Origin of the sequence: Methanolacinia petrolearia DSM 11571, assembly GCF_000147875.1 — an archaeon.
GTDB classification, from domain to species: domain Archaea; phylum Halobacteriota; class Methanomicrobia; order Methanomicrobiales; family Methanomicrobiaceae; genus Methanolacinia; species Methanolacinia petrolearia.
This window is the reverse complement of sequence record NC_014507.1, coordinates 2,166,298-2,179,598: the sequence shown is the minus strand read 5'-3', so window position 1 is coordinate 2,179,598 and position 13,301 is coordinate 2,166,298. Positions and strand designations below refer to the sequence as shown.

Here is a 13,301-nt window from a genome sequence, read left to right as displayed (position 1 = left end):
GCAATTCTCCTTATTGGCAATTACAATATCAATATTTATTAAATTATTTCAGATTAAGAGGTTTCTTTTATTTTTCGTTTCATTATTTTTTGTTAGTAATCCTTTATAATTACAAAACCGTGAATGGTTTTATCACAAATCTGGTTTTTGTTATTTTGTCTTTGTGATTTCTAAATAATTAATGCGAATTGATCTTTTATTAAAAATTAGAAAAAAGTTTCAATTTGAAAATTAATTATTCTCGTCCATTCCGCCGTAGACTTTGGATACCGCACACTTGTGTGAATTGGCATGACAACGCCTGCACATCTCGATCGTGCAGGTCTCGCCCGTGCACGGGCCTTTTTCTTCCTTGCTCTTATTTCCGTTTTCGGTATTTGTATTCGCTGAATTTTCTTCCGGCATATTGTCGTCCTCTTCGTCTGGTTGTGTCCTATGAATTTTGATATGTGAATTGAACCTGAATCGCTCCTGTTCAATGATATATGATTTTGACCGCCGGAATTTAACTGTTCCTTTTTCGATGCAGATCGGGGCTTTTTTGTGGATATGTGGTTAATTTGACCTGTTAAATAGATTTTTTATATGGTCACTCTGTTCTTATGGTTGGTACTATTATGGAGGATGATTAATTGTCAGTACAAATCTTCCGTTCTTTGAAGGTTGTCGGGTACCTGGATAAGATCACACCTGAAAAACCCTCAAAATAAGCTTATTTTTGTCATTTGAAGAGGGTTTTGAAGGGTGATCCAAAATAACTGCAATCTGCCGTTTTTAGCTCGATTAAATCCCTGATCACATCGATATAACGGCACGTCAGCGGCACTGTTTTTTCAGACGATGTTCTGGTCGGATGAGGTGGAGATCGTGGAATACAGGGCTTCTGTGTGGATCCAAAAAACTGTGTTTACGGCGTCTTTTTGGCATTATTTAAGCTTTACTTTACAATTCAGGACTCATGGCAGAGTGCTCTGTGAAGAAAAAGGATCGACAGATCACCTTCAACCTGTCGAAAATTTCCGGATCTTTCGACAGATTGGATCTAACCTGTCGAAAGGTTCGACACGTTACCTGTGGCAGGCTGTACGATCTCCTGAAATATGACCGCGGGAATGACTAAAAGAACAGACAAAACCGGGATAAAAAGAAGAGAATATTGGCTCCCGGCTCCCCCAGGCGGGAACGGATCTACCTGAAGATGCCCGACAGGAAATCCGCGAGTGCCGAAAAAATGGAGTTGCCTGAACTTTTTTCGGGCTGATCATCCTCGGGATTGTCTACGTTTTGAGGCTGTTCTTTCTCTTCGGTTTGATATTTTTCAGTTTTCTCTTCCGTTTGGGACTGGACGTTTTCGGTCATGCCTTCCACTTTGAAACTGCACTGTTCATAACTGTCGTCGATATTGGATGATTGCAATCCTCTGGTAAGTGCTTTTAAGGCATCGACACCGCTTATGGCTGAACTTCCCCAGACTACAAAAACCGGGTCGGAAGACTCTCTTTCTGATACGATTATTGTATCATCCCCGGAACCCGGCTTTGTGATGAGGTCCAGCTGATCGTTATACATCGGGTGCTGGACAAGAACATAATATTCTCCTCCATCCATCTTCGAGGTTTCTTCCCCTTCGATTACATACCTGTACGACCCGTCGGCATCAGGAGATTCCGTAACCATCGAGCCTGTTCCGGCACCGTTCCAGTAACCCGGACCAAAGACCCATATGCCGAGCGTGCCCGGCTCCCCGTAGGCAGTGCCGCTGATCGTCAGTTTTTCGCCGGCCCGGATATCCGTGTCGGAGACCTTTACCTCAGCAAAAGGCTTTCTTATCACAATCGAAGCGGTGTCATATATGCCGCTTGAGAGATCCTCTTTGTTTTTCGGTTCGCTGACGGCATATACGGTATAAGCCCCTGCTTCAAGATCCAGACCTCTGGTATCGAGGGTGTATTTCCAGCTGTCGCCGGTCACCGCCGCTCTGGCAAAGGTACCCCCGTTGCCTGTTACCGCTTTCGTGTCCGGATCGCTCAGCTTGTCGCCGTCTGGATCAAGGTACGCCCCGGTGATAAACAGGTAAGTGTAATCCGAATCTGTGTTTGTACCGGAGAACGTGATCTTTTCACCAATGAAACATCTGCTGTCTCCCTGTGCCGTGATCGTAACCTGCCCGCCTGCCCATGCCGGGCAGACAACGTAGAAAACCGATACTGATATGATTAATATGGAGAGTAATTTGGAATTCATTCGAATAGCTCGTTTTATTTTTTATAGTTCTCCGGCCGTGTTAAGAGTACTGTGAGAGAATTCGATTAAACCGGAACAAAACAGCGCCCAGAGGGCCTGTTTCTTCCCTTCAGTCCTGTGTAGAAACTCAACGCTGGAACAGATGAACGTGAACAAAAACGTTCATGAAAAAAAGGTTTCATGTAAAATCAAAAGAGATGGGGGGGCATGGCCCGCCATGCTTCTGGGATCAGTTCGATCCGAATACCCCTGCAAAAAATTCCCCGATCGATGAAAATATTGAATTGTCAGTACTGCTGCCTGCCTGTCCTTCTACCTTAAACGTGCATTTGGCATATGTGTCGTCGACATCGGCCGAATCTATCTCCTCGATAAGCATCTCTTCGGCATCAACACCTCTAAGCCTGTTGTCAGTTCCCCAGATATAAAAACCGGGGTCAGTTAAACAGGATACTAATATCCCGTCTCCGTCTGCCCCTGTGGTCACATCAAACACATCGTTGTACATCGGGTGCTGGGCAATTACGTAATATTCCCCGTCGTCCATCTTCGCTGTCTCGTCTCCGCTGAGCACATATTCATATGAGGAGTCGTCTTCGGGAACAACTGTCACCATCGAACCGGTTTTGGCACCGTTCCAGTAATTGAAACCGAGAACCCAGATGGTGATCGCTTGCGGTTCTCCCTCGGCATTGCCAGTAATTACAAGTTCTTCGCCTCTTTTGATAACCGGTTCGGAGACCTTCACGGAAATAAACGGCCTCTTGATCACGATCGATACCGTGTCATATGTACCGCCCGACAGGTCTTCCTTGTTATTCGGTTCGGTTACGGCATATACGGTGTAAGTACCGGGATTAAAATCAATCCTGGTGGTATCAAGCTTGTACTCCCATGTGTTGTCGACATCCGCGTCAACCCTGACAAAGGTACCTTCGTTCCCTGTTATTGCTGCTGTATCCGGTTCATCGAGCTTGTCGCCGTTCGCGTCAAGGGTAGGCCCCGTGATAAACAGGTAAATGGAATCGGATAAGGTATCTGTTCCTGAGAACGTGATCTCTTCACCGTTATAGTATGAACCGTCTCCCAATGCTGTGATTGTAATATCCTTGTTTTCAGCTGTTTCTGCGGCCGCCTCCACTTTTGTCCGGGTCTCCGGCTTCTTCAGGACAATAGTTACCGTGTCAAACATGCCGCCCGACAGGTCCCCCTTGTTATTCGGTTCTGTTACGGCATAGATGGTGTAAGTACCATATGAAAGACTAAGCCCGCCGGCATCAAGTGCATATTCCCATGTGCCGTCGACATCTGTCGGAGTTTTGATAAAAGTGTCCTCATCGCCGGTTATCGCCGCCCTGCCAAACTCATCAGGTTTTTCTCCGTTCGGGTTGAGGTTCGGTCCGGTGATGAAAAGGTACACATTATCGGATGCTGTGTTCGTTCCAGAGAGTTCGATCACTTCATCGAAAAAGTACGAACCGTCCCCCAGTGCCGTGACTTTTATCTGTCCTTCGGCCTGTGCCGGGCACATTATACAAAAAATCGCTGTAACTATAATTAATGTGGAGATCAATTTAGAATTCATAAAAATACTCCATTTTAATTTTTTATAGATCATCAGCACTGTTAAGATTACTGTGAGAAGACTCGACGTATCCGCAGTAATGCCGCCGGGAAAAGCAGAACACTTCTTTAATCCTGCATTATGCCCCGATGATCGAACTTTGCATTTATAATCAGATAATAAAATTTCACGCTTGAAATGCATGAACAAAAATCCGAATAAAAAAAAAGAGTGTTTGGCCCCCCGAACCTCCCGCCCTTTGGGGATCAATTATGGATCAGTTTTATCCGAATATCCCGTCAAAGAAATTTCCGATCGCTGCAAAGATTGAATTGTCTGTGTTACTGTCCGACTGGTAACTGCCGGACTGTCCTTCCACCTTAAACGTGCACATGGTATATGTGTCGTCTATGTCGGCCGAGTTTATCTCATCGATAAGCGCCTCTGCAGCATCTGCACCTCTCAGTGCATATTTACCACTGATATAGAAACTATCGCCTGTGCTTTTCTGGTCTACCGTCGCGATTCCGGTAACTATTACTCCGTCTCCCGAGGAGGCCGGCTCTGTAACGACGTTGAACTCGTCGTTGTACATCGAATGCTGAACGACAACATAATACTCGCCGTCTTCCATCTTTGCAGTCTCATCTCCGCTAAGTACATATTCATATGATGAGTCGTCTTCGGGCACGACCGTAACCATCGAACCAGTTTCTGCACCGTTCCAGTAATCATAACCTAAAACCCAGACGGCGACGAAATGCGGGTTTCCTTCCGCAGAACCTGTAATCGTTAATTCTTCGCCTCTTTTGATAACCGGTTCGGATAACTGTACCGTAATAAACGGCTTCTTTATTATGATCGATACGGTGTCATATTCACCCGACGACAGGTCCTCTTTGTTCTTTGGTTCTGTAACGGCATATATGGTGTAGCTTCCTGCATCAAAATTCCTGGAACCGACAAGCTCATATTCCCAGGTGTCGTCTGAATCTACCACCGCCCTGGCAAAAGTACCCTCGTTTCCGCTTATAGCTGCCGTACCGGGATCATCAAGTTTGGCGCCATCTGCGTTAAGATTCGGTCCTGTGATAAACAGGTATACGTAATCAGATTCGGTATCTGTTCCTGAGAACGTGATCACTTCTCCGTTATAATACGAACCGTCTCCCAATGCCGTGATTGTAATCTGTTCCGACTGTCCCGCATCCGCTTCCGCCTGTGCAGGGCATATCACACAAAATATCGCTGCCGAGATTATCAGCAGAGAAATAATTTTGGAATTCATTCTAGCACCTCATTTTCATTTTTTTATAGATCATCCGTTATTTTAAGAGTACTGTGAGAGGATTCGATTTAACCGGAAATACCTGCAATCCTTATTCTTTGTCAGATCTTCACACGATTACTCATGACCAAAAACGTTTATGAAACAAAGGTTTCATGGACTGTTTAATGTAAATCACAACGTGATTTTCATGTAAAACGGAAGATCCAAAAGAAAAAACAGGGGGATTCTGCCCCATGAATGGTAAAGATTCGTCATAAATGAATCTGGCAGGGATCAGTTTTATCCTGATATCCCTACAAAAAGATTTCCGATTGCTGCAAGTATTGAATTGTCTGTATTTTTATCGGGCTGATTGTTCCCTGACTGACCATTTTCAACCTGGCCTTTAATTTCAAACTCGCATTTGTCATATGTATCGTCAATGTCGGCCGAATCTATCTCTTCGATAAGTGCCTCCGCGGCATCAGCACCTCTCAGTGCATAATTACCGCCGATATAGAAACCCGATCCGTTTTCTTCCGGGGAATCTGTCCTGATTCCCGTGACAAGCACACCGTCTCCGGAAGAGTCGTCCTCTATAATGACGTTAAACTCATCGTTGTACATCGGGTGCTGGGCAATTACATAGTATTTCCCGTCTTCCATCTTCGCGGTCTCGTTTCCGTCGAGTACGTAGCTGTAAGAACCGTCATCTTCGGGTATCACCGTAACCATCGAACCGTTTTCAGCACCGTTCCAGTAATTGAATCCCAGGACCCATATGGCAACCGAATGCGGCATCCAACTGGCACTGCCGGTAATCACCAGTTCTTCGCCTCTTTGTACAACTGGTTCGGAAACCTGTACAGTAATAAACGGCTTCTTAATTGCGATCGATACGGAATCATATGTGCCTTTTGACAAATCTTTCATGTTATTCGGTTCTGTTACTGCAAATACCGTGTAGGTTCCCGGCTCAAAGTCTGTGGCATTGAAAAGTTTATATTTCCATGTGTCGTTATCAGCAACCGCAGCCCTGCTAAAGGTATTCACGTTTCCTGTTCCAGCCGCTGTACCGGGTTCATCAGGTCTGCTGCCGTTCTCATTAAGATTCGGTCCGGTGATAAACAGATATACATAATCAGATCCTGTATTTGTTCCGGAGAATGTGATCATTTCATCGCTATAGTACGATCTGTCTCCCGACGCCGTAATCGTAATCTGTTCCGACTGCCCCGCATCCGCCTGTACCGGGCAGATCACACAAAATATCGCTGCCGAGATTATCAGCAGAGAAATAATTTTGGAATTCATTCTAGCACCTCATTTTGATTTTTTTATAGATCATCCGTTATTTTAAGAGTACTGTGAGAGGATTCGACATATTCAAAACAACCTCAAAAACAAACTTATTTTAAATGTCGGGCCCAAAACGCGATTGTAAAAGTTACGGAGTGATGAATATCATATCAGGCGACGAAACCGGTCTTGAAAATCTCAGGGGGCAGGAGCTCGGCATACCGCAGAAGCTTCCTCCCTTCGACCCGGAAAGAGATGTACCCGAAGCCCCGGATTACTCAAATCCCAACTGCTGGCTTACCATGCCGGAACACTTCACCAAAGAAAAGCAGCCTGTCGATGTCTTCTGGGTCTACCCGACGATCCTCTCCGACGATTCGACATACTTAATGGACCTCGCAGATCCGTTGCTCAGGGAGAAAGCCGAATGGACGCTTGTCGAGCAGGCCAGTATATTCGACGGGCAGGCGAACATATTTGCTCCATTCTACAGGCAGAACAACGTGAAGATCAATCCCCTGATGCTCACCGCTGTAAAGCCGATATTCAGCCTCGGACAGCAGGACATTATAGCCGCGTTCGAGTACTTCATGAAGAACTTCAACCGAGGTGAGAGGCCCATAATCATCGCCGCCCACAGCCAGGGGTCCGTCAGGACCGTCGAACTTGCAAAGGCCGGTGAACTCCTGTTCGGTGATGAAGAATCATTAAAGCGGCTCGTTGCCGCATATACCATCGGTTATTCGATTACACAGGAGGATCTCGACATAAACCCGCTGATGAGGATTAGCGAAGACGCGACAGATACCGGGTGCTTCATCCTCTACAATACGATATCCGACGAGAAAGACAAGGAAAAAGAGGGCCCGACGATCATCCCCGGAGCATTCGTAGTAAATCCCCTCAACTGGAGATGCGACGAAGAGTTTGCCCCTGCCGGGATGAACATCGGAGCGGCATTCTTCAGGCACAAAGATCCCGCAAACCCGGCAAGGTACCCAAACTTCGCCGCCGCACAAAAAGTCGGAAACGCACTAGTGATAACCGATATATCGAACCCCGAAGAGCTCCCTGCAACGAGCGTCACCTTTCCTAAAGGAGTATATCACATGTATGATTACGCAATATTCTACGAGAACCTGAGAAAAAATGTCGCGGATCGGGTCAGTGCATACATGGAGAAAAACCGCGCCTGAATATCCATCAGGAATCGGTTTTTCATCATATTTTGAATCATTTTCCGCGGATGGCAGAAATCCGAAAAAATCACCAGCAACACTTATATCAATCAGCTCTCATCTTATTCTGTAAAATAAAACCGGAAGCGATTATGTGCATTGCTCTGTAAAAGGTCTGATTTTAACAGCGATAATTCTCATTTCATTTGCACTCTCATGCGGGTGCACCGGGGGAGAGGACAGCTCCGCATCAGCCGGCGGGGAGAAAGTAAAAGTGACGGTTACCATCCTTCCGCAGGAGCAGTTCGTCGAAAGTGTCGGCGGGGACAACGTTGATGTATTCGTCCTCGTCCCGCCCGGTGCCGATCCGCACTCGTACGAACCGACACCCTCCGATCTCGCCGAGGTCTCGGATTCGGATATCTATGTTATCGTCGGTTCGGGAATCGAGTTTGAACTAACATGGCTCGACAAAATAAGGGAACTGAACCCCGGAATCACAATAATCAATTCGTCTGAAGGCGTAGACTTGGTGTACAGCGACACCGAAGGCGGTGCAGATCCGCATATCTGGCTCTCTCCCAGGAATGCAGTTAAGATGGCTGAAAACATCCGCGACGGCCTTTCGGAATTCGATCCGTCCGGAACAGATTATTATGCCGAAAATACGGCAGCATATATCGGCGAACTCGAAGATCTCGACAGCGAAATATCGGACGAGATCAATGCTTCAGGCGTTAAGGTCGTCATGGTCTCCCATCCGGCATGGACATACTTTGCCCGCGATTACGGCCTTGAGCAGATCGCGATCTCCGAAGAAGGAAAAGAGCCGACTCCCGCCGGAATAAAAGAGCTTGTCGACGAGGCAATAGAAAACAACGTGAGCACGATATTCGTATCCCCTGAGTTCAGCTCCACAGATGCCGATGCTATAGCAGCAGAGATCGACGGGAAAGTTGCCATTGTCGACCCGCTCGCCGAAGATTATCTCGGGAACATGAGGACGGTTTCCAAGGCATTTTCAGGAGGAGATGACTCATAAAAGAGCCGATTGTAGAAGTAAAGAACATCTCGCTGAAGATGAACGGCCACGTCATTATCGATGACGTGTCAATCGACATATATCCCGGTGAGTTCCACGCGATAATCGGGCCGAACGGCGGGGGGAAGACAACTCTTCTGAAGGTAATCCTCGGGCTCATAACCCCCGATTCGGGCACCGTCAGGATCAACGGCGGAGACCTGAAGGACAACCGTTCGGTCCTCGGTTACGTCCCCCAGTTCAGGACATACGATTTTTCCTATCCGATAACCGTGGGAGAGATGGTCCTTACCGGGAGACTCGGCCATATCAGGGGTGTCAGGAAGAGCTACAGGCAGGAAGACCGGGATGCGACCGAGAAGGCGATGGAGATTATGGATATCTCCCGTTATTCCGGGAACAGTATCGACGAGCTCTCCGGCGGGGAACAGCAGAGGGTGATGATCGCCCGTGCGCTCGCGGGCGAACCGAAGGTACTCCTCCTCGATGAGCCGACAGTTTATATAGACTCCCCGACCGCGGAGAAGTTCTTCGAGCTCCTGCTCTCGCTCAGGGATCGGATGGCGATCGTAATGGTGACGCACGATATCGGTTCGCTTACCCCTGAGGTCGACAAGGTCGCATGCCTGAACAAAAAGATCTACACACATCATGACAATGAGATCACCGACGATATGCTCCTTTCGGCATACGGGTGCCCGATCGACGTGATCGCCCACGGCGTCCCGCACAGGGTATTCAGGGGACATGACAAATGAGCCTCATCACAATTCTCGGCTATGAATTTTTCAGGAACGCCCTTCTGGCCGGAGTCATTGCAAGCATAGTATGCGGGGTGATCGGCTCGTTCGTAGTCGTCAAGAGAATGGTCTCCCTTGCAGGAGGAATCTCTCATTCGGCATTCGGCGGAATAGGTCTGGGCTACTATCTCGGCATAGACCCGATCGCCGGTGCGGCAGGATTTGCCGTTGCCTCTGCCGCCGCAATCGGCCATGTAAGGAATACCGCCCACCAGAACACCGATACGATGATAGGCGCAATATGGTCCGGTGGAATGGCTCTCGGTATACTTTTCGTGTATCTCACGCCGGGATTTGCACCCGACCTGATGAGCTACCTCTTCGGAAACATCCTTCTCGTTCCGTTCAGCGAGATCGTCATGATGGCCTGCCTTGTCGCGGTCATCCTGCTCTCGGTGTTCCTCTTCTATAACCAGCTTGTCGCGGTAACTTTCGACGAGGAATACGCCTCCCTGATGAATATCAACTCGAAGGCGGTCATGATCTTCCTGCTCGTCTTAACGGCTCTTACAGTCGTGGTCCTGATACAGGTCGTGGGCGTAATCCTTGTAATCGCCCTTCTTGCACTTCCCGTTGCAATCAGCAGGGAGTTTACAGGAAAGCTGGGCCACATGATGGTAATCTCAGCTATCCTGGGTATGATCTTTACAACCGGGGGGATATTCGCCTCGTACTTTTTCGACATACCTTCAGGGGCGACGATAATTATCCTTGTTTCACTTGTCTATCTGATACTGGTGATCTCGAAGAGGATTAAAGAAAAAAGAAAAGTCTTCGGGACCTGATCAGTGGCTTTTTTTGTTGTTCTCCGATCCGTAGAGGATCTCGTTCCACCGTATCTGGAACCATTCCCCGTCCTGCACCTGGAGGACATCGTAGGACGGGTAAATATCCCCGTTTTCATCGAAGGATTTCGCACCGCAGACGCCTAAGTACCTGATCTCCTTTAATCCTTCGCTGATGTCATCGGGTTCATAACCCTTCGCTTCTATCACCTGCGATATTATCATCATCGTGTCGTAGCCGTAGGGAACTGGCCAGTCAACGTAGGATTTGTTGTATTCCTCCATATAGCGCCCGGCAAATGATTCGGAGATGATATGGTTTGCCTGCATCGTCGCGATCATTCCTTCGGAATAGTCCCCTGTGCTTTTTATCAGTTTGTCATCGATCAGGGCTTCTGATCCGATCCATATCGTATCGTCCATTCCCTGGAGCCTCGCCGCGTTCATTATCATCGCGGCCTCTTCCTGGTAGCTGATAAGAACCACTGCGTCGGGGTTGCCCTCCTTCAGTGCAAGGGCGACATCCGAGTAATTTCCCATGTCTTCCGAAAATTCTATCTCCTGGGTTAGATTGCCGCCCTTCTCTCTGAAAGCTTCCATGAAAGCCTCTGCGAGAGCCGTACCGTAATCGTTGTCCATGAATACGACGGATACATTCTCCGCTTCAGGGTAAAGCGACATCAGGACCTTTGCAATACCCCTTCCCTGGTAGGTGTCCGAGGATATCGTCCGGAATACGTAGTTTTTGTACTGCGAAAGATCCGGAGATGTAGCTCCCGGGGATACCAGCACTATTCCTGCCTCTTCCGCAAGAGGGGCTATTTTCAGCGTATTCGTACTCGAAGCATCCCCTATTATGACGCTGATTCCCATATCTGCAAACCTCTTGAAACCGAATGTCGCGATGTTGGGCGTTCCGAAGGTATCCTGGTATTCCGCACGGACAGGAATGCCGCGTATTCCCCCTTCGTCGTTGATATCGGCGATGGCCATATCGATCCCATCCCTAAAGCCGACCCCGTACTCCTCCATGTTCCCGGAGAACGGGAGAAGGACGCCAATAACGATCTCGTCCTCCGGGACCTCCCCTGTCTTGAGGATCGTGCACCCCGACGAGAGGATCGCGGCAGTTACAATGAAAACGATCAATGCCGATCTCAGGAGCATTTTCGGACTGAATTCAGTTTTCATCTTCATCGCACTCCTTCTGTTTCTCTTTTCCGATCAAATTCTTCTTCAGCGGCCAGTAGTCATTCAGGCGGCTGCCTGAGAGTTTCAAGAGATATACAAATATCAGGAGGCCAGCAATATTCGCGGTGATCATCGGCATTAGTGACGTGTCGATGACCATAAGATATTGTTCGAGAGTGATGTCCGTGACGAATAGCGGAACAAACAGCAGAATATGAACACATTCTACAATTATTGCAAGCAGTGCGGCCCTGTAATATGTTATCTGTCCCCTGTAAATATGGCAGTATATACCTGCGAACAATCCTGCAAATATTGTTCCCGCCATACATGGCACCGCCGTCCACCCGCCGAGTGAATACCGGTAGACTGCACCGACAATCCCTGCGAATACTCCTACTACCGGGCCGCCGAGAAGGCCGGCGATCATCGGCCCGAGATCCCTGAAGTTGACGATAAGGCCCCCGTATTCGATGCCGCGATAGGTTCCGTAGATCGAGATCGCGCCGAAGATCGCAATAGTCCATATTTTGTCGAGCAGATCCGCCCTGCCTTCGGTTAATTTCGTGAAAAGTTCTGTCTTTGAGAGTATATAGAAGACAAATGCAATGAAGAGAATTCTTTCAACAAGAGGAAGACCGAATTCGAGGATAGCATTCTCGAGTGTCAGTGCGATATACAGGAACACGAAACAGCCGACTCCCATCACGGTCAGCCAGAGTCTGCTGCCCCTCGAGTACTTCGGCAGTTTTCTGTCCAGGTAGATTATCACAAAACCGAATGCGGCAAATATTATCGACGCGATTGCAGCGGAATGCCTGAGGAGAAGCATCGGGTCAGTAAAGTAGTAGAACGAGATTATGATAATTGCCGCAAATAATACCAGGCATCCCCTGTAGAGGATCTTTTCATCCGTATTCAGTCTCAAAGCACCCTTGATCATCGTGGAAACGGCCCTCGCCCGACCATCCATCCCCGATATCGCGGCGCCGAACATTATGATATACCCGAAGACCAGAAACGCGGTAATCCCGTAGGGGATCGTACCCACTATGTAGAGTACCTGTGAAATTATCGCCTCGGTAGTCACCTCCTCACCATGGCCGAGATATGATACCACGAATCCGCTTACACCGAGCCCGATAAAGATCAGGGTTATAAAGCCGACAAGCGTGAAGGCTAGGACGAGATCGAGGTTGACGCTTTTGATATATCGCCGGAAGAAGTTCTCCCCGCATTCGCCGCCCGTCTTCTCGTGGAGCCACACTGAATACAGAAGTATGTTAAGGCCCGATCCGATCGATCCCATCAGTGCCATGATCGTAACCGCCGATCCCGGAGGGATCGTCGGGATGCACCCGTCGAGGATCGCCGGCCCGTGAAGATAGAACTGCGAGAGGACGACAATTATGCCGGCAAAGAGTAGGACTGCGATTATTACGACTATCTTTTCGATCCTTTCATAAGAGTCCTTCCACAGCAGGAACATGATCACTGCAAGAGAGATTATTGCAAGAAACCACGGGGGGTTCAGGCCCGGAATGAGATAATCGAGAAAGATCCCGCCCATGAGGAGCATACCGGCAAATGCGAACATCTCGAGAAGGTAGATTACGAGGACGAAATATGCGGTCCAGTTCTTCGGCCCCGGTATCTTCCGGAGGCCGTCGAATATTGTCTCGCCTGTCGCGAGGGTATATCGTGCGATTCCGGTAGTAAATGCGAATTTGAATATAAGGGTGATTATCACGACCCAGATCAATTCGAATCCGTAATGGGCGCCCGATGCGATAACCTCAGTAAGGCCGCTCTCTCCTGCGGCAGCAATCGCAAGAAGAAGACCAGGTCCGAGAAAAAGTAAATAATCAGAATATCTTGATTTTAGCTTACCGATGATACCCTGAATCATATCTGGTTATTATGTATGA

The 13,301-nt window shown here is 48.1% G+C and carries 11 protein-coding genes; 4 read left to right on the top strand and 7 right to left on the bottom strand.

The genetic code is table 11. The features are described 5' to 3' along the window. Positions 1–231: 231 nt before the first annotated feature. The 5 genes from MPET_RS15365 to MPET_RS14570 all read right to left on the bottom strand — a co-directional run bounded on the left by MPET_RS15365 (position 232) and on the right by MPET_RS14570 (position 6,392). Positions 232–405 carry a hypothetical protein gene (locus MPET_RS15365; protein ID WP_013330087.1) on the bottom strand — a complete coding sequence of 58 codons (174 nt, stop codon included), beginning with the start codon at positions 403–405 and terminating at the stop codon, positions 232–234. 783 nt (positions 406–1,188) lie between these two features. Then, positions 1,189–2,244: a hypothetical protein gene (locus MPET_RS10905; protein ID WP_013330086.1), complete on the bottom strand. Its 1,056-nt coding sequence runs from the start codon at positions 2,242–2,244 to the stop codon at positions 1,189–1,191. A gap of 229 nt (positions 2,245–2,473) precedes the next feature. Beyond that, positions 2,474–3,829, bottom strand: a complete 1,356-nt coding sequence (locus tag MPET_RS14580; RefSeq protein ID WP_013330085.1) for an immunoglobulin domain-containing protein — start codon at positions 3,827–3,829, stop codon at positions 2,474–2,476. Positions 3,830–4,091: 262 nt separating this feature from the next. After that, positions 4,092–5,096: an immunoglobulin domain-containing protein gene (locus MPET_RS14575; RefSeq protein ID WP_013330084.1), complete on the bottom strand. Its 1,005-nt coding sequence runs from the start codon at positions 5,094–5,096 to the stop codon at positions 4,092–4,094. A gap of 282 nt (positions 5,097–5,378) precedes the next feature. Beyond that, positions 5,379–6,392, bottom strand: coding sequence for a hypothetical protein (locus MPET_RS14570; protein WP_013330083.1), 1,014 nt, complete (start codon positions 6,390–6,392; stop codon positions 5,379–5,381). 143 nt (positions 6,393–6,535) lie between these two features. On the opposite strand from MPET_RS14570, the gene MPET_RS10880 reads away from it, so the two are divergent. The 4 genes from MPET_RS10880 (at position 6,536) to MPET_RS10865 (ending at position 10,182) form a co-directional block, all read left to right on the top strand. Continuing rightward, entirely contained in the window at positions 6,536–7,573 is a 1,038-nt protein-coding gene (locus tag MPET_RS10880; RefSeq protein ID WP_048130828.1) for a DUF3089 domain-containing protein, read from the top strand. Positions 7,574–7,709: 136 nt separating this feature from the next. Further along, positions 7,710–8,597 (top strand): metal ABC transporter solute-binding protein, Zn/Mn family, encoded by an 888-nt coding sequence (locus tag MPET_RS10875; RefSeq protein WP_013330081.1) that lies wholly within the window; start codon positions 7,710–7,712, stop codon positions 8,595–8,597. Between the two features lie 38 nt (positions 8,598–8,635). Next, the gene (locus MPET_RS10870; protein WP_048130827.1) at positions 8,636–9,355 is read left to right on the top strand and encodes a metal ABC transporter ATP-binding protein; all 720 of its coding nucleotides are present in this window, start codon (positions 8,636–8,638) and stop codon (positions 9,353–9,355) included. Next, complete coding sequence (locus MPET_RS10865) at positions 9,352–10,182, top strand: metal ABC transporter permease (RefSeq protein ID WP_013330079.1); 831 nt, start codon at positions 9,352–9,354, stop codon at positions 10,180–10,182. The genes MPET_RS10870 and MPET_RS10865 overlap by 4 nt, the downstream gene beginning before the upstream one ends. On the opposite strand, the gene MPET_RS10860 is transcribed toward MPET_RS10865, so the two are convergent. Next, a complete protein-coding gene (locus MPET_RS10860) occupies positions 10,183–11,379 on the bottom strand; it encodes an ABC transporter substrate-binding protein (RefSeq protein WP_148222226.1) in 1,197 nt (398 codons plus the stop codon). Then, entirely contained in the window at positions 11,363–13,282 is a 1,920-nt protein-coding gene (locus MPET_RS10855) for an Nramp family divalent metal transporter (protein WP_013330077.1), read from the bottom strand. The genes MPET_RS10860 and MPET_RS10855 overlap by 17 nt, the downstream gene beginning before the upstream one ends. Positions 13,283–13,301: the final 19 nt, after the last annotated feature.